General features: G+C 42.5%; 23 protein-coding genes. All 23 read left to right on the top strand.

The features are described 5' to 3' along the window. Positions 1-113 precede the first annotated feature (113 nt). The 23 genes from IT392_06020 (at position 114) to IT392_05910 (ending at position 20,945) form a co-directional block, all read left to right on the top strand. On the top strand, positions 114-1,610 hold the full coding sequence (locus tag IT392_06020; protein ID MCC6544047.1) for a DegQ family serine endoprotease: 1,497 nt from the start codon (positions 114-116) through the stop codon (positions 1,608-1,610). Positions 1,611-1,724: 114 nt separating this feature from the next. Further along, the gene (ispD, locus tag IT392_06015) at positions 1,725-2,429 is read left to right on the top strand and encodes a 2-C-methyl-D-erythritol 4-phosphate cytidylyltransferase (protein ID MCC6544046.1); all 705 of its coding nucleotides are present in this window, start codon (positions 1,725-1,727) and stop codon (positions 2,427-2,429) included. Then, entirely contained in the window at positions 2,426-2,899 is a 474-nt protein-coding gene (locus IT392_06010) for a 2-C-methyl-D-erythritol 2,4-cyclodiphosphate synthase (GenBank protein ID MCC6544045.1), read from the top strand. Before ispD ends, IT392_06010 begins: the two co-directional genes overlap by 4 nt. Beyond that, positions 2,892-3,536: a serine O-acetyltransferase gene (gene cysE, locus IT392_06005; protein ID MCC6544044.1), complete on the top strand. Its 645-nt coding sequence runs from the start codon at positions 2,892-2,894 to the stop codon at positions 3,534-3,536. Before IT392_06010 ends, cysE begins: the two co-directional genes overlap by 8 nt. After that, the gene (gene ribB / locus IT392_06000) at positions 3,526-4,725 is read left to right on the top strand and encodes a 3,4-dihydroxy-2-butanone-4-phosphate synthase (GenBank protein ID MCC6544043.1); all 1,200 of its coding nucleotides are present in this window, start codon (positions 3,526-3,528) and stop codon (positions 4,723-4,725) included. The genes cysE and ribB overlap by 11 nt, the downstream gene beginning before the upstream one ends. A 26-nt stretch (positions 4,726-4,751) precedes the next feature. Then, on the top strand, positions 4,752-5,219 hold the full coding sequence (locus tag IT392_05995; GenBank protein MCC6544042.1) for a 6,7-dimethyl-8-ribityllumazine synthase: 468 nt from the start codon (positions 4,752-4,754) through the stop codon (positions 5,217-5,219). Then, on the top strand, positions 5,219-5,641 hold the full coding sequence (gene nusB / locus IT392_05990; protein ID MCC6544041.1) for a transcription antitermination factor NusB: 423 nt from the start codon (positions 5,219-5,221) through the stop codon (positions 5,639-5,641). The genes IT392_05995 and nusB overlap by 1 nt, the downstream gene beginning before the upstream one ends. Before the next feature lie 56 nt (positions 5,642-5,697). After that, positions 5,698-6,987, top strand: coding sequence for an adenylosuccinate lyase (locus tag IT392_05985; protein MCC6544040.1), 1,290 nt, complete (start codon positions 5,698-5,700; stop codon positions 6,985-6,987). 43 nt (positions 6,988-7,030) lie between these two features. Further along, the gene (gene purS / locus IT392_05980) at positions 7,031-7,276 is read left to right on the top strand and encodes a phosphoribosylformylglycinamidine synthase subunit PurS (GenBank protein MCC6544039.1); all 246 of its coding nucleotides are present in this window, start codon (positions 7,031-7,033) and stop codon (positions 7,274-7,276) included. Between the two features lie 32 nt (positions 7,277-7,308). Next, a complete protein-coding gene (locus IT392_05975) occupies positions 7,309-8,328 on the top strand; it encodes a DUF4388 domain-containing protein (protein MCC6544038.1) in 1,020 nt (339 codons plus the stop codon). A 13-nt stretch (positions 8,329-8,341) separates the two neighbouring features. After that, positions 8,342-10,429 carry a chemotaxis protein CheA gene (locus IT392_05970; GenBank protein ID MCC6544037.1) on the top strand — a complete coding sequence of 696 codons (2,088 nt, stop codon included), beginning with the start codon at positions 8,342-8,344 and terminating at the stop codon, positions 10,427-10,429. A gap of 192 nt (positions 10,430-10,621) precedes the next feature. Then, positions 10,622-11,509: a diguanylate cyclase gene (locus tag IT392_05965; protein MCC6544036.1), complete on the top strand. Its 888-nt coding sequence runs from the start codon at positions 10,622-10,624 to the stop codon at positions 11,507-11,509. A gap of 6 nt (positions 11,510-11,515) precedes the next feature. Next, a complete protein-coding gene (locus IT392_05960; GenBank protein ID MCC6544035.1) occupies positions 11,516-12,016 on the top strand; it encodes a purine-binding chemotaxis protein CheW in 501 nt (166 codons plus the stop codon). Beyond that, positions 12,013-12,648, top strand: a complete 636-nt coding sequence (locus IT392_05955) for a hypothetical protein (GenBank protein ID MCC6544034.1) — start codon at positions 12,013-12,015, stop codon at positions 12,646-12,648. Before IT392_05960 ends, IT392_05955 begins: the two co-directional genes overlap by 4 nt. A gap of 62 nt (positions 12,649-12,710) precedes the next feature. After that, positions 12,711-13,418 carry a phosphoribosylformylglycinamidine synthase subunit PurQ gene (gene purQ / locus IT392_05950; GenBank protein ID MCC6544033.1) on the top strand — a complete coding sequence of 236 codons (708 nt, stop codon included), beginning with the start codon at positions 12,711-12,713 and terminating at the stop codon, positions 13,416-13,418. A gap of 13 nt (positions 13,419-13,431) precedes the next feature. Then, on the top strand, positions 13,432-15,651 hold the full coding sequence (gene purL / locus IT392_05945; GenBank protein ID MCC6544032.1) for a phosphoribosylformylglycinamidine synthase subunit PurL: 2,220 nt from the start codon (positions 13,432-13,434) through the stop codon (positions 15,649-15,651). An 8-nt stretch (positions 15,652-15,659) separates the two neighbouring features. After that, positions 15,660-17,036, top strand: coding sequence for an amidophosphoribosyltransferase (locus IT392_05940; GenBank protein ID MCC6544031.1), 1,377 nt, complete (start codon positions 15,660-15,662; stop codon positions 17,034-17,036). A 14-nt stretch (positions 17,037-17,050) separates the two neighbouring features. Beyond that, on the top strand, positions 17,051-17,410 hold the full coding sequence (locus tag IT392_05935) for a PilZ domain-containing protein (protein MCC6544030.1): 360 nt from the start codon (positions 17,051-17,053) through the stop codon (positions 17,408-17,410). 26 nt (positions 17,411-17,436) lie between these two features. Then, a complete protein-coding gene (gene radA / locus IT392_05930; protein ID MCC6544029.1) occupies positions 17,437-18,792 on the top strand; it encodes a DNA repair protein RadA in 1,356 nt (451 codons plus the stop codon). After that, the gene (locus IT392_05925) at positions 18,792-19,493 is read left to right on the top strand and encodes a hypothetical protein (protein MCC6544028.1); all 702 of its coding nucleotides are present in this window, start codon (positions 18,792-18,794) and stop codon (positions 19,491-19,493) included. Before radA ends, IT392_05925 begins: the two co-directional genes overlap by 1 nt. After that, positions 19,490-20,182 (top strand): tRNA (adenosine(37)-N6)-threonylcarbamoyltransferase complex dimerization subunit type 1 TsaB, encoded by a 693-nt coding sequence (gene tsaB, locus IT392_05920; protein ID MCC6544027.1) that lies wholly within the window; start codon positions 19,490-19,492, stop codon positions 20,180-20,182. Before IT392_05925 ends, tsaB begins: the two co-directional genes overlap by 4 nt. 31 nt (positions 20,183-20,213) lie before the next feature. After that, complete coding sequence (gene rimI, locus IT392_05915; GenBank protein ID MCC6544026.1) at positions 20,214-20,675, top strand: ribosomal protein S18-alanine N-acetyltransferase; 462 nt, start codon at positions 20,214-20,216, stop codon at positions 20,673-20,675. A 21-nt stretch (positions 20,676-20,696) separates the two neighbouring features. Continuing rightward, the gene (locus IT392_05910; GenBank protein ID MCC6544025.1) at positions 20,697-20,945 is read left to right on the top strand and encodes a DUF465 domain-containing protein; all 249 of its coding nucleotides are present in this window, start codon (positions 20,697-20,699) and stop codon (positions 20,943-20,945) included.

Genomic DNA, 20,945 nt, shown 5'->3' with positions numbered 1-20,945 from the left:
GCAAACTATCCTAAAAACAACTGCAATGTCAATACTCAAGTCTTCTTTACAATTTAATCTGAATAATAATATAATGTGAATTAATATCTTAACTCTTGAGGAGGGGATTTATAATGGGTTTTTTAAAGAGACTTGAAAAGAAAAATGTCGTAATTGCAATTATACTTATTTCTATTGGTGTAACGGCCGGCGTTATTATTTCTTCTAATCTTGGCTGGATTCCCCTTGGTCAGGCCAAGGTTGAACCCATTCCACCCAGGATCACTCAGCAATTGGCTGAAACTGAAAAGGCCTTTGTTGAAATTTCCAAGCGTGTAACTCCGGCTGTAGTAAACATCTCAACTACCAAGACGATGAGAGGGATGGAAAAAGGACAGTTGTCCCCCTTCTTTAATGACCCTTTTTTCAGGCGTTTTTTTGGCGATGACCTTTTCAGAGAGCATGAGATGCCTCGAAAACATAAAGAGCAGAGTCTCGGTTCCGGAGTAATTGTCACTGATGATGGCTATATTGTGACAAATAACCATGTAGTTGAGGGTGCTGATGAAATAAAGGTTGTGCTGTCTGACAGAAAGGAATATGTCGGTAAGGTGGTTGGTGCAGACCCAAAGACTGATCTCGCAATAGTAAAAATTAAGGCCAGCGATCTGCCGGCTATAGTGTGGGGAGATTCTGATAATATTGAGGTTGGAGAGTTTGTCCTTGCAATAGGCAGTCCGTTCGGTCTCAATCAGACGGTTACGAGTGGTATCATAAGCGCTAAAGGAAGGGCAAATGTAGGTATTGCTGATTATGAGGATTTTATTCAGACAGATGCTGCAATTAATCCCGGTAATTCCGGCGGCGCCCTCGTAAATATAAGGGGTGAGTTGATAGGAATAAATACCGCCATATTTACGAGAAGCGGCGGCTATATGGGGATAGGTTTTGCTGTGCCGAGTAACATGGCTAAATCTGTCATGGACAGTCTGGTCAAAGAGGGAAGGGTTACCCGGGGATGGCTTGGGGTTTATATACAGGACATTACCCCGGAGCTGGCAAAACAGTTTAAGCTCAGCAGCAACAGGGGGGCGCTTGTCAGTGATGTTATGGAAGGCAGTCCGGCGGATAAGGCGGGGCTTCAGAGGGGTGATGTAATATTACAGTACAATGGTAAAGAGGTTGAGAATAATTCACATCTCAGAAATATCGTTGCTCAGACACAAGTTGGAAAGACTATTGACGTTAAGGTAATTAGGGATGGAAGGACAGAGCTGATCAAAGTTGTTATTGGAGAACTTCCTGCAGAAATGGCTAAGGGAGAAAACGGAGAAGGAAGTGCGGGCGGCTTTTTTCAGGGATTAACAATACAGAGCCTTACTCCTGAATTAAGGCAGCGATATGATATCCCAGAAAAAATCAAAGGGATAATAGTTGCAGGAGTGAATGCAGATACTCCTGCTGAAGACTACGGACTTAAGGCAGGTGATGTAATTTTGCAAATAAACCGGAAGGATATTAAGTCGGTCAAAGATTTTAATAAGATTGCAGAAGAAATAAAATCAGGGGATAGTGTTTTAATCCTCATTTATCGTGACGGAATGACGATTTACGTTACACTGTCTCCATAAAGGTACATGAAAATAATCCCCCTTAATCCCCCTTAATCCCCCTTTTTCAAAGGGGGGAATTAGTTACCCCACTTTAGAAAAGGGGGGCAGGGGGGATTTGAAAGGCTATTTCGAGTGAAGGTAACTGCAATAATACCGGCGGGAGGTAAAGGGACGCGGATGCTTCATTCCACACCCAAACACTTTATCCACCTCGGAGACAAACCGGTACTTGCGTATACTCTTGATGCGGTTGAAAGATGTCCTGATGTCAATCAGATACTTGTCGTTACAAGGTCAGGAGAGGAGAATTATTGTCTAAAAGAAGTTGTTGAGAGGTATGGGTTTAAGAAGGTCTTAAAGATTGTCATAGGAGGAGAAAGGCGTCAGGATTCAGTTTACAGGGGGATTAAAGAGCTTGATGAAGATACGGAAATCGTCGTAGTACATGACGGGGTTAGACCATTTGTGTCTCAGAAGACAATAAGTGAGGCAATAAAGCTGGCTATGTTTACTGACGGGGTCGTTACTGCAGTCCCTGTTAAGGACACGATTAAGAATGTTGGTGTTGATGGTATAATAATATCTACCCCGGACCGTTCTGTTATGTGGTATGCGCAGACTCCGCAGGTATTTAAGAGGCGTATATTGGAGGAGGCGTATGTCAGGGCATATAATGACAAATTTACAGGTACAGATGAGTCATCATTGGTGGAGAGACTCGGTTATAAGGTTAAAATAGTGGAAGGAACCCCGGACAATATAAAGATTACTACAAAAGAGGACCTGCTGGTTGCTGACATGATATTAATGATGCGTGGGAAAAAGAGCATGAAATGAGGACTGGCATCGGTTTTGATATCCACAGGTTTGGAGAGGGTGATGCAGTGATACTTGGTAATGTGCGTATCCCCTTTGACAAGAAACTTATAGGACACTCGGATGCAGATGTATTACTCCATGCCCTTTGTGATGCTATGCTTGGCGCTGCTGGCGAGGGAGATATAGGAATACATTTCCCTAACACAGACCTATCTTTAAAGGGTATCTCAAGTATTGAATTATTGAAGAGGACAAATAGCATTATAACGCAAAAAGGGTTCTGTGTTTCAAATTTGGATTCTGTAATAATTGCTGAGGCGCCCAGGGTTCTGCCATACAGAGATGCAATGATGGGCAACATTGCCAAAGCCCTGGAAATTAATGTGAGTCAGGTAAATGTCAAGGCTACGACCAGTGAAGGTATTGGAGCAATTGGAAAGGGTGAAGGTATATCTGCATACGCAGTTTGTGTTCTAACATATGTTTGATAATTTATCGAAGGATTTAAATGCAGTTTTCGAAAGGGATCCGGCTGCTTCCGGAAAAGTTGAGGTTTTTCTTACATGTCCGGGTTTTCACGCAGTTATGTTTCACAGGATGGCACACGGGTTATGGAGAAGGGGTATCCCTCTTTTACCAAGGATTATATCGCATTTAAGCAGATTTCTGACAGGGATAGAAATACATCCTGGTGCAAGGATTGGTTCATCCTTTTTTATAGATCATGGCATGGGCGTTGTAATTGGAGAGACGACAGTGGTTGGCAGCAATGTTACCATCTTTCAGGGTGTTACATTAGGCGGGACCGGTAAGGAGAGAGGAAAGCGTCACCCGACATTAGGGAATAATATAGTTGTCGGCGTGGGCGCGAAGATCCTTGGAAATATTGTAATTGGAGACAATGTAAAGATTGGAGCTAATTCAGTTGTGCTGGAGTCTGTTCCACCTGACTCTACTGTTGTTGGTGTTCCAGGTCGTATTGTTAAACAGGGCGGGAGGAGGCTTACAGAAACCATGTTGGATCATGTTCATCTCCCTGACCCGGTATCTGACAGGATTGACAGGATTGAGAGGGAGTTGGAAGAGATCAAGGAGCAAATAAGGAGCAGAAATCATGGGACTTAACTCTATAGAAGAGGCAATAGAAGATATTCGGCAGGGGAAGATGGTTATTTTAGTTGATGATGAGGACCGAGAGAATGAAGGTGACCTCGTTATGGCTGCTGAAAAGGTTACCCCTGAGGCTATTAATTTTATGGCCCGCTTTGGCAGAGGGCTAATATGTCTGACACTCACGCCAGAACGTGTAGAGGAACTATCTCTTCAGCCCATGACGAACGACAATACAGCCCCTTTTGGGACCGCATTTACTGTTTCCATAGACGCCAGGCATGGGATTACAACAGGCATATCAGCGCAAGACAGGGCAGTAACAATACTGAAGACTATAGACCCTGAAACCAGACCTCTTGATTTGGCGAGGCCGGGGCATATCTTTCCTATCAAAGCGCAAAAGGGTGGTGTCCTGAAAAGGGCCGGCCAGACGGAAGGGTCAGTGGACCTGTCAAGGCTTGCAGGGTTACATCCATCCGGTGTCATTTGCGAAATAATGAATGAAGACGGCAGCATGTCCAGACTGCCGGAGCTGATTAAGTTTGCCGAGGATTATGCTCTTAAGGTTGTTACTGTAAAGGATCTGATTGAGTACCGGCTGCAGAAAGAATCCTTTGTAAGGAGGGTAGCTGATTCGAAGCTGCCCACGGATTTCGGTGATTTTAAGGTAATTGTTTATGAAGATGAACTTGACCATAATATACATCTTGCCCTTATAAAAGGAGATATTAGCAATTTGAAGAGCGTTCTCGTGCGTGTACATTCCGCCTGTATCACGGGGGACATCTTCAGATCCAGGAGGTGTGACTGCGGCGAACAGCTTCAAAAGGCTATGGAGATAATAGAGAATGAAGGTGTTGGTATAATCCTCTATATTAATCATGACCTGAAAGAAACAATGATCGGAAAGATAACATTATACAAGTTGCAGGATGAAGAGATAGAGGGTGCAAAGGACAATGTGATGGGTGGGGACAAGCCTGTATTGCGGGAATATGGCGTCGGGGCGCAGATACTGGTTGATCTTAATGTGAAACATTTACGGTTGATGACCAACAATCCAAGAAAGATTGTTGGTCTGGAGGGGTTTGGCTTGGATGTGATTGAGCGTGTCCCTATTGAAGTTACTCCACATAAGGAAAATATTGATTATCTTACAGCCAAGAAGAGAAAATTAGGGCACATGTTAAGTAAAATATGAATTAAAATAATATATTGGAGGGATTTATGCCTGAACCGATAGAGGGTGCTATAGCTGGAAAGGGTTTAAAGTTTGGAATTGTCGTAAGCAGGTTTAATGATTTCATTACGAGCAGGCTCCTGACGGGCGCTTTGGATGCACTTAAACAATGTGATGTAGATGATAGTAATATTACCGTTGTGAGGGTGCCTGGCTCATTTGAAATTCCAATGGTTGCCAAGAAGATGGCTGTGTCTGATAAGTATGACTCAATTATCTGCCTTGGCGCGGTTATCCGGGGAGCTACACCACACTTCGAATATATATCTTCAGAAGTTACGAAGGGTATAGCGAATATTGCGCTTGAGTCCGGCGTTCCTGTTATATATGGTGTCCTGACCACAGATAGTGTGGATCAGGCAATTGAGAGGGCAGGCACCAAGAGCAGAAACAGAGGATGGGATGCCGCTCTTCAGGCAATTGAGATGGCCAACCTCTATAAATTGCTCACATAATGGGATATCGCAGAAAATCAAGAGAGTTCGCGTTGCAGATGTTGTATCAATATGATGTCAGTCATCAGTCTGCCGGTCTTGCCGACGGTTTTTGGGAAGATCATGAGGCGCCGGAGAATATAGTAGAATTCGCCAATAACCTTGTTGATGGAGTAATTAAGAATCTTGATGAGATAGATGATAAGATCAGACTGTCTGCAAGTAACTGGAGCATTGACAGGATGGCCGTTGTAGATCGTAATATATTGAGGATGTCTGTATTTGAATTGCTCTATATCCAGGATATCCCTGTTAAGGTGACCATAAATGAGGCAATTGAGATTGCCAAGAGATTTGGTGAAGAAGAGTCGGGCTCATTTGTAAACGGTATACTTGACAGGATAGTTAAAGATCATCAGGAGATACTGGATTGGAAATTATAATTAGCCCGGGGCTGACAGCGCTGCGTAAGTTATAGGAAGGATGAGGGAAGAATATTATGATAGATCGTTATGCACTGCCTGAGATGAAGCATGTATGGGAACCGGAAAATAAATATAGTAAGTGGCTTGCCATTGAAGTTCTGGTTTGTGAGGCATTGGCCCAAAAGGGTGAGATACCTGAGGGTGCAGTCAAAGTAATTAAAGAAAAGGGTAGAATAAATACGGAACGGATCAATGAGATTGAACTTGATGTTAAACATGATGTTATAGCCTTTCTCACTGCAGTTTCCGAGTGTATCGGTGATGAAGCAAAATACCTCCATCTGGGACTGACATCATCTGATATCCTTGATACAGGGCTTGCCCTGCAATTAATGGATGCGTCAGACATTATCCTTGATGATCTGTACAGGCTTCTGGATGTGTTAAAGGAAAAGGCAAATGTCTACAAGAATACCGTCATGATGGGACGTTCTCACGGCATTCATGCAGAGCCGGTGACGTTTGGGCTTAAAATGGCCTTATGGTACGAAGAGACAAAGAGGAATATAGATCGCCTTGTCAGGGCAAGGGATACGATTGCCTGTGGCAAGATATCAGGTGCGGTTGGAACCTTTGCCAACATACCACCATTTGTTGAAGAATATGTGTGTCAAAAGCTGGGCTTAAAACCAGCGCCCGTATCTACCCAGATTTTGCAGCGAGACCGGCACGCCGAATTCATGTGTACGCTCGGCATTATATCAGGTACACTTGATAAAATTGCTACTGAGATCCGGCATCTCCAAAGAACAGAGGTGCTGGAGGTTGAGGAACCTTTTACCGAAGGACAGAAGGGTTCTTCTGCAATGCCGCACAAGAGGAATCCGGTAGGATCTGAAAATATCTGCGGCCTGGCGAGGATTGTCCGGTCCAATTGTGTTGCGGCGCTGGAGAACATCCCGCTGTGGCATGAGCGTGATATCAGCCACTCTTCAGCGGAACGCATTATTATGCCTGATAGTACGATTCTTATAGACTATATGCTCAACAGGTTGATAAGTATCATGAGGGATATGGTCGTCTACCCTGAAAATATGATGAAGAATCTAAACTTGACCCGTGGACTTATTAATTCACAAAGGGTATTGCTCGAGCTTGTAAGAAAAGGAATGGACAGGGATAAGGCATACAGGCTGGTACAGAAAAATGCCATGAGTGCATGGAACAAAGGCGAGGAATTTCAGAATCTGCTTCTTCATGATTCAGATGTAATGTCGCAGTTGAGTGAGGCTGATGTAAGGTCATGCTTTGATATGGATTATCATTTGAAGCATGTAGATTATATTTTTAACAGGATATTCTGATGAAAGGTTGGTAGGTGTAATCTATCGGCCGGAGGGAGGTTGATTGTTGAAGGCACGAGTATATGTTACGTTAAAAAATGGTATCTTGGATCCGCAGGGTAAGGCGGTTAAACATTCATTAAAGACTCTGGGGTATGCATCTGTTGCTGATGTCAGGATAGGAAAGTATATAGAGTTAAGTTTCGATGATACATCCGGGGAGAATTTGGATTCTCAGATTAAGGAGATGTGTAATAAGCTCCTCGCTAATACTATTGTAGAGGATTTCCGATATGAAATTGAAAAATAGACCTTATTGTTTTCATAGAACCCTTATTAATTATGAGCCTCGAAGGACACTTATCAGATCTTAGCCTTCCGGATATACTTCAGATAGTCCATTTGAGCAAGAAAAGCGGAATCTTGAAATTAGAAAGCCCTGCCGGAAGTGGGAGAGTTGTATTTCACGACGGGAAGATGCTGTATGCCTCAATGCATGGCAAAGAAAAACTTGGAGAAAGGCTGATCAGGGAAGGTGTCTTGATGGAAGGCGACCTCGAAGCAGCCTTGAGGATTCAACGGGACAGGAAGATTTATGAACCCTTGGGCGCCATACTGACAGAGAACAAGTTGATTGAAAAAGATGCACTTGAATCCTTTATCCAGTCGCAGATAAAAGAAATCATATATGAAATGTTGTCTTGGGAAGAAGGGGTGTTTCGCTTTGAACCGGAACAGCCAATGCCTAAAATTCCTCAAAATATAAGTGTGAGTACTGAGTATATCCTGCTCGAAGGAACCAGACTGAGGGACGAGGGCAAAAAGATGGTTCAAGTACCTATAGAAAACATGCCCTCAGGATCTTCAGCCGTAGAGTATGGAGCTTATCCCAACACCCTGATTTCATTGATTGAAGAGCTGTCAGTTCCTGCAGCGAGTACTGAGATGTTAGTCATGCTTCTGAGGTTTGCAGGAGAAATGATGAGCAGAGCGGTTATATTCAAGCTTGACGGAGAGAAGGCAGTTGGGTTTGGACAAGTTGGAATATCGTTGGATTCAGCTGAAATAAGGATAGAGGGGCTTTGTATTCCCCTTGATAAGCCTTCTGTAATTAAAGATGTTATAACTAATAGAATGAGTTACAAAGGGCAGTTGCCTGAATCTGATTGGAATTCATACCTTTTTAAACATCTTGGCGCAGGATTACCTGAAGAGGTCTTCGTAGCTCCTTTAATAGAAGATAAAACGGTTACAGCGATACTATATGGAGACAATCTGCCTGGAAGGGGGCAAATAGGTGATACTTCAACCCTTGAGGCTTTTATCAAGGTAGCAGGTATTGTATTAATGGCATCAAAGTAACAAAGTTGGAAAGATGAATAAACAATATAATAATCACAAGGACTTCCTGGCTGAGGCAGAGGATATTGTCAGTAATTTCAACAAAAACCTCTATATACTGAAATCAACATGCAATACAGCAACGGTACAATATCCGGATGTAGTTAATGCTGTGTTTCGTGAAATCCATACCTTGAAAGGAATTTCTGAGATATCCGGGTTTCCAAGGATAAGCTCATTAAGTCACAACCTCGAAGATTTGTTGGATTGTCTCAGGTTCGGCAGGATTCAGCTAAATTATAAAGTTGTAGATACGTTATTTGAAGTTGCTGATGTCTTTACGGAGCTCCTTAACAATATTAATGATCAGGGAGAAGAGTATACTGAGATAGGGCCGGTAATTGAAAAAATGGGGCTATACCTTGATAGCGGGATACATGATGAAACTTTTAAGAACAATAGATTTGCCGGATTACCGTATGCTCTGTTAGGGAGGCTGCCTGAATTTGAGCAACACAGACTTATGGAGTCTGTTAAAGAAGGGCGCAGGATTTTCAGGATTATTGTACGAACGCATATTGACACTGTTGATGATGCGATGACAGAACTCAGGGCGAATCTTACATGCTACGGAGAGGTTATCACAGTAATGCCAGTCTCCGGGTTTTCCGAGGATGACATGGCATCTTTTGAACTTCTTTATTCCTCGCAACATGAAGATATTTTGCGTCGTTATGAACTGGTCTCAGGGACTCAAATGATGCAGGGGCAGGAGTTTCTTGAACAAGTTGCGGAAGACAGGGTTAGTGAGCGGGATCCTCTATTTTCTGGTGAAATAATAAGTATCCAGAATATAGACTTGGAAGGTGACCCATTTGAAACTCAAATACAGGAACAAATTATTGATCAGGTCGAACCTCCTCCACAGACGGTAAAAAGCATAGCCAAGACAGTCAGGGTTGATATTGAAAGGCTGGAGACACTGCTTGATACCGTAGGAGAAATATTATTATTAAATAGTACTGTAACACACCTGATGAATGACCTGAAGATGAAGTACGGCAAAGACCTGGTTTTCCTTGACATTCATAGATCTACCAGGCAGCTGCACAAGAAAATAGCATTCTTGAGAGATAAACTCATAGATATAAGGTTGGTACCCATAGAGTATTTGTACACAAGGCTAAATAGAATAGTGGAAGTGCTTTCAAAGGACTTGTCGAAGAAAATAAAGTTTGAAGTGTCCGGTGGTGATACTAAACTGGACAAGTCAATTATAGAAGAAATTGCAGACCCACTAATGCATATAATACGTAACGCAATTGATCATGGTATAGAGGATGATGAAGTACGGAGAAAAAGAGGTAAGGATCCTGCAGGGACAATAAGAATTACGTCTGTGCAGAGAGATGGGACTGTGGTGATTGACATTGAAGATGATGGATGTGGTATTGATTTTGATGTTATTAAAAACAGGGCGCTTATCATGGGTCTGCTTAGAAATGATGAAATGGATGAAAAGACACTCCTGAAGATGCTTTTTATGCCGGGCTTTACCACAAAAAACACAATAGATGACATATCCGGCAGAGGGGTAGGCCTTGATGTGGTAGCAAAGAGCATAGAGGATTTGTCTGGTATGATAGAAGTTGAAACAGTTTATGGTAAGAGAACTACTTTCCGTATTACACTTCCTGTAACATTGCTTATAGTCAGGGCTCTGATAGTTTCAGAGTCAGGACGGGAATTTGCAATACCTGTAAATTTGATATCGGAAAATCTCAGCTTAAAGGAATGCGAAATAAAAATTATCAGGGATAGAGAAAGTATTAACCTTAGAGGAGATTTCTTGCCTCTGGTTAGATTAAAGGATGTCCTGAAATACCATGAAGGTCACTGGGAGTCATACAGCAAGAATGAATACGTAATTATAGCGGGCTTGGCACAGAAGAGAATGGGTATTATAGTTGATAAAATACATGGTCAGAGAGAGATCCTTATTAAACCTCCCGGTAAGTTCCTAAAAGAAATTCAGGGTATTGAAGGGTTTGCAGAGATAGATGCCAGAAAGGTTGTACCAGTTATAGACGTCATCGGACTTGCAGAAAGAGTTTTTGCCTGAAATAGACTATCCTGTATCCACTTTAGAACAATATTCAGACGATTTCTCAGGCAGTTAACTAATTCCCCGGAGTGATTTCCCGACTAATCGGGTTTGCGCTTTTACCGTGTTCTCTTTCTTAAGATATTCAATCAGTTACCGAAAAGTCGTTTAATGAATAACAGTGTATTAATAATTGATGATTCCCCACTTTTGCGACAGAAAGTAATCGAAAGTCTCAGGAATGCAAACCTGTTTGTACGTTATTTTGAGGCAAATGATGGTTTCAGCGCTTTAAAGATCTTATCTAAAGAAAATATTGATATGATAGTCTGCGATGTAGTGATGCCGGGAATGGATGGATTCCGGTTAATGGAAATGATAAACAAGGAAAAGAGGTTTGAGGATATCATGGTTATCATGTTGTCTTCCAACCGGAAAATATATGACAGGATTAAAGGCCTCGAAAGCGGGGCCATAGATTACATGACTAAACCATTTCATCCGCATGAATTGTCTTTAAGGGTAAGTATATTATTGAGGATGAAAAGCCTTCAGAAAGAACTAAAAACCAAAATAGCAGAGTTGGAACATGTAACTGTAGTAGATTCACTAACTGGTTTATATAATCAGCGATATCTATACGATACACTCAGGAGAGAATATAATAGAAGTGATCGTTTTAACCTTAAGCTTTCCCTGATAATCATGGATATTGATAATTTCAAAGACATTAACGATACCTTTGGACATCAGCGTGGTGATGAAATTATCAAGGAAGTCGCAAAACTTCTGCAGGTAATGGTTAGAGGATATGATTTTGCAGTTAGATATGGAGGTGATGAATTTATTATCGTCCTGTCACAAAATACAGTTATCGGGTCTCACATTGTGGCTGAAAGAATCCGAAAAATCATAGAAGATAACCCGCTCCTGATTGAGTTGAATGGTGGCAGACCGGTGACAGCAAGCATAGGAGTATCGACATTCCCTGATGACACCAAGGAGGGTTGTGATGCATTGATTAATAAGGCTGATCAGGCATTGTACAGGGCAAAACGTGATGGCAGAAACCGAGTTGCATATGGCAGCGGGATATGAAGGTTTATGACAATTATGACATATCGTCCTAATTTACGGGGAAAAGACGACACATCTATCGCAGGCAGCTCAGATATCAGTTCTGAATATTCAGCAGAAAAATGTCTGATTTTCAGGCTATCCCGTCAGGAATATGCCATGGGAGTTTCAATGGTAAAGGAAGTGATTCACTACACAGGGCTTACAGCAGTTCCCAACACGTGCTCATATGTCAAAGGTGTTTTGCCTTTAAGAGGGATAGTAATTCCAGTGCTTGATTTTATGGAATATATCGGAAGATCAGCTACAAATGTCACCGGGAGCACTCGTATTCTGATAGTGCATTATGATGATTTCTTTATAGGTATACTTGCTGATTCAGTTGAAGGGATCGTGTCTGTACCTTTAGGCAGATATTTGCCTGTTCCTGATTTTATTGGAAAAGAGAGCTTAAAATATTTTAAGGCAGCTTTTAAATTCAATAATAACTTAATATTATTGATTGAGACCAGGATGGAGCACATATGAGTTATGCGTCGTCAGATGTAATTTTGATATGCACGACTGAGCCGGGGTTGAATGAAATTATTACCCGTATCCTTGAACCTAAATGGTTCAGATTTATTTCCGCATTAAACCAGCATATGCTTTTCAGTTTGATTGAATCGTACTGTCCTGCTGTAGTAATCGCAGACTCCGGACTATCCAGGATAATGGGATTTTCACCATGCGAGATAATCAAGGGTGTGGAGCGTTTCAGGAATACAAGAGTCGTCCTGATAACGGGGTACGATGTTCAAAGCAGTAAGGATGCGCATCAGTATGCAGATGATGTTATTGACAGAGATTTGGTCAGTACTAAACTCCTCGCGGCAGTTTGTAAGTATTACACATGCGATTCGGATATGCAGATAAAAGAGGATATGAAGAGATTGGCACGGGCCATTGTTTCAGATATTGTGCATTATAACCATGAAACAGCGTATATGAGCGCTGCAGATGGTACATTCTATGATATCCTGAGTAAAGAGATTGAAAAAGGCAGGGCACTGTATCGGCAGCGAACTTCAGTAATCCTGCCGCCTCTGCCAGATTATTTCAATGAAGCAATAGTTGATTTTATCAATAAAAGCCAGCAGTGTAATTTGGTCTTGCCGTAAAAGTTTAATTCCTGTTATAATAAACGAAAAGGTGTGTGATTCGCAGCGAATCTTCTTTAAAAATGAAATTTGCCATAATCGTATTTCCCGGTTCTAATTGTGACCATGATTGCTATAATATAGTAAAGCATGTATTAGGCAGGCCTGCAAGTTTTGTATGGCACAAGGAAAATGATCTCTCTCAATATGATGCAGTCATCCTGCCCGGCGGTTTTTCTTATGGTGATTACCTTCGAACGGGATCTATAGCCCGGCTTTCCCCGATCATGACAGCTGTAAGGCAATTTGCAGAAAGTGGAGGGCTTGTCCTTGGCATATGTAATGGTTTTCAGATACTCCTCGAGGCAGGGCTCCTTCCAGGTGTGATGTTACGGAATAAATCCTTAAAGTTTATCTGTAAGGATGTTTATCTAAGAGTTGATAATATTAATACACCTTTTACCCTTAAATATTTTGAAAATCAGATTGTAAAGATGCCGATTGCACACGCAGAAGGTAATTATTACATAGACCAGGAGTCATATTCTCAGCTTAGGAAGAATAATCAGATTGTTTTCAGATATGCGGGGAATGATGGAAATACAGATGATGATTTTAATCCTAATGGATCAATCGGTAATATTGCAGGGGTATGCAATGATAAGGGAAATGTGCTGGGAATGATGCCGCATCCTGAGCGATGCGGGGAAAAGATACTTGGCGGGACGGATGGATATACCCTTTTTGAGTCAATGGTATATTATGTGGAAAAGATGAAGCATAAATCATGATTGAGGGATACCCTTGTTATCTAATGAAATAATAGAATCACATGGATTTACTGTTGATGAATACGAGAGGATATTAAAGATCCTTGGAAGGGAACCTCGCATTGTAGAGTTGGGTATCTTTTCTGTAATGTGGAGCGAGCACTGTAGTTATAAGAGCTCAAGAATACACCTGAAGAAGTTTCCTACCAAAGGTGACAGGGTATTGCAGGGACCCGGCGAGAATGCCGGGATTATAGACCTTGGTGATGGACTTGCAGCAGTCTTTAAGATGGAGAGCCATAATCACCCGTCATTTATTGAGCCATATCAGGGCGCTGCTACCGGAGTGGGTGGTATCCTGAGGGATATTTTCACTATGGGGGCAAGGCCGGTAGCAATACTTAATTCACTTCGTTTTGGTGATATAAAGATACCTCGCAACAGATATCTTTTCACCGGTGTAGTAAGTGGAATCGCAGGCTATGGTAATTGTATGGGGGTTCCTACAGTCGGTGGAGAAATATATTTTGATGAGATTTACAACAACAACATACTTGTAAATGTATTTGCCCTTGGAATAGTCAAAAAGGACAGGATATTTAAAGGCGTGGCAAGCGGTGTTGGTAATCCTGTTATTTATGTTGGATCAAAGACAGGCAGGGACGGTATTCATGGCGCTACAATGGCTTCTGATGTGTTTGATGAAACATCCGATGCAAAGAGGCCTACAGTGCAGGTTGGAGACCCATTTACAGAAAAGCTTCTTCTCGAGGCTTGCCTTGAGGTCATGAACAAGGGACTCATTGTCGGTATACAGGATATGGGGGCCGCAGGGCTTACAAGTTCATCCTGCGAGATGGCAGGAAGGGCAGGAACTGGCATTGATATTCATATTGACCGTGTCCCCATGAGGGAATCCGGTATGACCCCTTATGAGGTAATGCTGTCAGAATCTCAGGAAAGGATGCTGATAGTGACTGAACCTGCAAAAGAAAAGGAAGTTATGGAGATATTTCATAAATGGGACCTTGATGCAGTTGTTATAGGTGAGGTTACTGGTAGCAAAAAGATCCGGGTAATTAACATGGATGAATTGGTTGCAGAAATCCCGATTGAGTCCTTGACTGATGAGGCCCCGCTTTATGACAGGAGCCTGGCCCCTCCGCCTTATCTTGATATCCTTCATGACCTTGACATGGACAATCTCCCGGTACCTGAGGATCTGAATAAAGCTCTCCTGACGATTCTCTCTTCCCCCACGATTGCATCCAAAGAATGCGTATACAGGCAGTATGATCATATGGTGCGCACAGATACCGTCGTTGGCCCTGGCTCTGACTCTGCTGTTATCAGGATAAAGGGGACTAATAAAGGGATAGCCATTACAACAGACTGTAACAGTCGTTACTGTTTCTCTGATCCTTATGCCGGAGGTGCAATAGCCGTTGCAGAGGCCGCGAGAAATATTGTATGTGCAGGAGGCGAACCTGTTGGGCTCACAGATTGTCTCAACTTCGGAAATCCTGAAAAGCCTGAGATTATGTGGCAGTTTCAGCAGGCAATAGAAGGCATATCAGTAGTCTGCAGGAAATTTAACATACCTGTTATAAGCGGTAATGTAAGTTTTTATAATGAGACAAACGATATATCCATTTATCCAACTCCAGTAATTGGAATGGCTGGTATAATTGAAGATATATCTAAATGCATGACGCACTACTTTAAAAAAGAAGGGGACATAATAATCCTCTTAGGGAACAATATTGAAGAACTTGGAATGAGTGAATATCTCAGGGAAATACATTATAAGGTCAGGGGAGTTCCTCCATTTCTTGACCTTGACCTTGAAAAAAATGTGCAGGAACTTTGTCTTTACGGAATTAAACAGGGTATAATAAAGTCAGCACATGATACATCAGAGGGTGGACTGGCGGTGGCCCTTTCCGAGTGTTGCATAAGGCCTGATGATAAGAGAAATATGGGAGCAGAAATAGGGCTTTCAGATGAAATAAGAGCGGATGCCATTCTCTTTGGGGAGACACAATCAAGGATTATAATTACTGTAAGCCCTGAGAGGGTTAAAGAGTTGGAGGGAGTTGCCGTGAACAGAGGGGTTCCTTTTACCGTCATTGGAAAAGTTGTGGGAGACAAACTCGTGATTCGACATAAAACAACTGTTTTAATTGATATGCCGGTGGATGTCATAGCTGACGCATGGGAAAATGCTATGCAGGGATATCTTGGGGAAGAATAGGGTCATATATGTGCGGAATATTTGGCATCTTTAATCATAACGAGGCAGCAAACCTCACATATCTGGGGCTCCATGGTCTTCAACACAGAGGGCAGGAAGGGTCAGGAATAGTATCATGTGATGGCAGTAAACTTTACAGCAAAAAAGGGATGGGACTTGTTTCCGAGATCTTCAAGGATGATAATTTCGAATTTCTGAAGGGGAGGAGCGCTATAGGTCACAACAGATACTCAACTTGCGGCGATAGTATCATCGAAAATGTGCAGCCTGTAGTTGTAAACTTTGCAATGGGCTCTCTTGCACTGGCCCATAACGGTAATTTAGTCAACGCATCCTTTCTCAGGCGTGAGCTGGAGGCACATGGCTCAATCTTTCAGTCTTCTATTGACAGTGAGGTCATTGTCCACCTGATAGCGCTTTCCAGAGAGAAGACTATACTTGATAGAATAATAGATGCACTGAAAAAGGTAAAAGGCGCATACTCGATGCTGATACTTACGGATAAGGAGATGATTGGTGTAAGGGATTCCTATGGTTTTCGTCCACTGTCACTTGGTGAAATCAACGGGTCTCTTGTACTTTCTTCCGAGACAAGTTCCTTTGAGTTGATAGGCGCACGTTTTATTCGGGACATCCTGCCGGGAGAAGTTGTAGTCATAAATAATAATGGACTGACATCATATATGCCATTTGATAAAGTAAATGAGGCGTTTTGTATTTTTGAGCATATCTACTTTGCACGTCCTGACAGTTATGTGTATGGTGAGAGCGTCAATAGTATACGGAAGAAGATGGGTGTAGAACTGGCTAAAGAATCGGCGGTTGATGCTGATATTGTTATCCCTGTTCCTGACTCCGGAACCCCTGCTGCCATGGGCTTTGCCGAGGGCAGCGGTATTCCGTTTGACAACGGACTTATCAGGAGTCATTATGTTGGTCGGACATTCATTGTTCCAAAGCAATCCATTAGAAACTTTGGCGTAAGACTGAAACTGAACCCTGTTAAAGAAGTGTTGAAAGGAAAAAGGGTCGTAGTTGTGGATGATTCCATCGTCAGGGGTACCACAAGCAAGAAGATAGTAACAATGATACGGGAGGCAGGGGCAGTCGAGGTTCATATGCGGATAGCATCACCGCCTGTAAAATACTCCTGTTTTTATGGTATAGATACACCTACAAGAAGGGAGCTTATTGCCTCGAATATGGAGGTTGAAGATATCGGCAGGCAAATAACGGCAGATACCCTCGCATATCTGAGTATAGAGGGGATGTTAAAGGCCGTCAGCAACCCGCCGGATAAATTCTGTGTTGCTTGTTTTAATGGGGATTATCCTATTCCGTTTAGTGATGACGAAATAAATCAGCTTGGTCTTTTTGACGTATGAAGTAATTCTGATATATGAATAAGGAACGACGACGATTTTTACGCGCTCCTCTTTCCCTGATTATAAAGTACCATAGTCCTGAAAGCATAGTGATAGAGGAGGGTTTCACCTCAGTTATCGGGGGAGGTGGTCTGTTTATAGAGACTTTTCACCCGTTCTCAATAGACGATGTCATTACAATGGAATTGTTCCTGCCGGGAGATATTGACAAGACTGTTATGAAAGGATTGGTAGTATGGAGCAGAATAGAATTTGCAAGGGACTTTGTTCCCGGTATGGGTATAAAATTCGTAAATATTTCGTCGAAGGATAAGAAAAAAATCAGTGAATTAGTCACACGGACACTGGGAGGCAATGCAGATGGAGGGGAGTAGGGTCTAAAAGTTAATAAAGACAGGATATGAAACTGAAGAGTCTGTTTATATGTCAAGCCTGTGGTTATAGTTCAGCTAAATGGATGGGACGGTGTCCCGATTGCAACGGATGGAATACTATAGCGGAAGAGAGTGTCAATGCCGTACCGCTTACCACCAGGAGCCCTGATTCAGAAATTATCCCCTGTGTACTTGATGATATAGAGTATGAGAAGGGTGACAGACTGCTGACCGGAATCGGGGAGTTCGACAGAGTACTGGGCGGTGGAATTGTCCCGGGATCAGTTGTTCTGATAGGCGGAGACCCTGGAATTGGAAAGTCAACACTTCTCCTGCAGGTTGCTGAGAAAGTAACAGACGTTACAAAAAAAGTTCTGTATATATCAGGTGAAGAATCACCTGCACAGATTAAGCTCCGGTCTGAAAGGCTTGATGTTTCTTCAAAAGGCCTTTACATCGTATCTGAGACTTCCTTAGATGAAATACTGATACACCTTCAGAAGTCAGCATACAATGCCCTGATAGTTGACTCTATACAAACCATGTATACTGCCGCTATTTCTTCAGCCCCGGGCAGTGTTAGTCAGGTGCGTGAAACAGCCTCTATCCTGATGAATTATGCAAAAAAGAACGGGGTACCTGTTTTTATTGTCGGTCATGTTACAAAGGATGGGACAATCGCGGGTCCGAGGGTGCTGGAGCATATCGTTGATACTGTTTTGTATTTTGAAGGTGACAGGGGACATCCATACAGAATATTAAGGTCAGTAAAAAATCGTTTTGGGTCTACCCATGAAATAGGGGTGTTTGAAATGAGGGAAGGCGGTCTTGAGGAGGTATCAAATCCTTCAAGTCTTTTTTTGTCAGAGAGGACAGCAGGTTCAGCAGGTTCAGTTGTAGCAGCCAGCATAGAGGGTAGCCGGCCCATACTGACCGAGATTCAGGCACTGGTCAGCGCATCTCCTTTTGGTATACCTAAGAGGGGGGCAATCGGTGTTGACTATAACCGGTTGCTGCTTCTGGTCGGGGTTCTTGACAAAAGAGTCGGTATCCATATTCAGGGCCAGGACATTTTTGTCAATGTCGTTGGAGGTCTTGAGTTAAGTGAGCCTGCTATTGACCTGAGCATTATAGCCGCTCTGACATCAAGTTTCAGGGAGATTCCTATTGATCCGGAAACGGTGGTTTTTGGGGAAGTTGGTCTGGGTGGTGAAGTTCGTGGCGTGACCTCCGCGGACGTCAGGGTAAAGGAGTCCGCAAAGTTGGGTTTTAAACGTTGTATAATTCCTGAGCGTAATGCAGGTCAGCTTTCCATAAATACCAATGTTGAGGTAATTGGAGTTTCAACGGTCAAGAGTGCGATTGATGCGATGTTTTTCTGATGAAAATTGTATTTTATTTATTTATACTGTTATCAATTCCGTTTCTTCTATCATGTACATCAGTGAGGCCGCCGCTTAATCTCTCTGTAAGCAGTGATACAAGTTCTTTTGAATTTCTTCAGGAGAGATTACTGGCCGTAAATAGTTTAAGGGCTGAACTGAATATTAAACCTGCTGATGTTGCCAGCCCTTCCATTGATGCATATTTAAGTTATGAAAAAGAGGGCATCTTCCGGCTTGTCGGTCTCTCGCCGGCCGGTTTTACCCTATTTGATATCAAGCTTGTAGATGGAGTTATTTCCGGTGATGTTAGTAATTTCCCGGATAAGGATACACTACCTCCAAACATCATTAAGGAGGTTATTGATTTTTACGGAAGTGATAATTCCAGGGAATATAGCTGGTTTACAGAGGAGACAGGTAATCTCTATGTGGTGACTCAGCTGATCTGTTCAGGCGGTATTGCCAATCCGCTACGGCGCTGGTGGATTGACAAAACAGAAACGGTGATAGTAAAAAAAGAACTTTACTCAAGCCTTCCTGACAAATATGGTGTCAGAATTTTTGATGCGATCTACAGAGACTTCAGGGCTGTCAATGGCATAATGACGCCGTTTGAGATTATAATAAACAATGGAATAGGACGAAAGATAGGTAGGGTGAGGTTTAAGAAGATAGTATATAATGAGGTTAAGAAATGAAGGTAATAGGTGTAGATACATCCACCATGATGGGTAGTGTTGGTATTATTGATGATGACAGGCCCCTTGGTCAGATTAGCCTCAATATTGAGAGAACTCATTCTGAGAGATTGATGGAGGCTGTCTCCGGTCTTATTGAGAGTGTACAAATTACCCTGGATCAGATAGAGTGTTTGGCAATCTCAATAGGGCCTGGTTCTTTTACAGGACTGAGGATAGGTCTGGGTACGGTCAAAGGGCTCAGTTTGGTATCTGGAAAGAGTGTTGTTCCTGTATCTACTCTCGAGGCGCTTGCATTTAATACCCCGTTTTGCAGGTATCTCGTCTGTCCACTCCTCGACGCTAAGAAAAGTGAGGTTTATACGGCCCTCTTTAAATATACGGACAATGGTAGTATTATCAGGCAGACAGATGATTTTGTAATATCCCCCGATAAGCTCATTGACAGGCTCAATGAACCAGTTATGTTTACAGGGGATGGGGTACATGTCTACAGGGATCTGTTAAAGAGACATCTGGGAGATCTGGCATTTTTTGCCCCTGCCAATACTATACTGCCTTCCGGGATATCTGTTGCAATATTGGGTCTGCAAAACTTTCAGAAGGGCAAGGCCGGTTCCGGAAGTCTGGTCCCTGTCTATATACGTAAGTCTGAGGCAGAGATTAAGTTTATGGCAAGACAGGGATAATCGTACGGGGAAGCAGGAGGCCGGCAGAGGGATGGTATTGATCAGAGAGGACAACATCGTAATTGAAGATATGAAAGAAGAGGACCTCTTTGATGTTATGCAGATTGAACGAGAGGCCTTTTCTGATCCATGGGCCATTGAGATGTTTCATTCAGAATTGTTTAATTCATTTTCGCGTCTCTGGGTGGCCAGGCAGATTTCAGGGAAATTAGTTGGATATTTTTGCTTCTGGCGCGTAGTTGATGAAGCACATATTATGAACATTGCAGTACTAAAGAATTACAGAAGAAAAGGCATCGCTCGAATCATCTTACTATTTGCAATTGATTACTGGAAAATAGATGGTGTAAAGACCGTATTATTGGAAGTGAGGCGGTCTAATATGGCGGCTCAGGAATTGTATAGAAAATTTGGATTTAATGTTATTGTATGCAGAACCAAGTACTATAAGAATCCTGTGGAAGATGCACTTGTTATGGCCCTTGAGCTTTAATGGGGCCGGAGAGGGGGATTTATGAAAGAGAAGCGTGTGGCTTTGAAAGAAAAACTGCGCAGGGAGAATGATGAGTATCTGCTAATGGAGGAAAAACATGACAGGCTTGAACGGGAAATACGGAGTCTGAACAGAAAGCACGTACTTACACCTGAAGACGAGGTTCTTCGAAAGAATCTACAGAAGGAGAAACTTCTTGCAAAGGATATAATGCTCAAGATATTCCGGGAAGAGGAAAGTAAGCAGAAGGCAGGAAAGAAGAGCGTCTAA

Source organism: Nitrospirota bacterium (assembly GCA_020846775.1).
Classification (GTDB): Bacteria; Nitrospirota; 9FT-COMBO-42-15; order HDB-SIOI813; family HDB-SIOI813; genus RBG-16-43-11.
The sequence above is the reverse complement of the archived record's forward strand: the minus strand, read 5'-3'. Positions and strand labels throughout refer to the sequence as shown.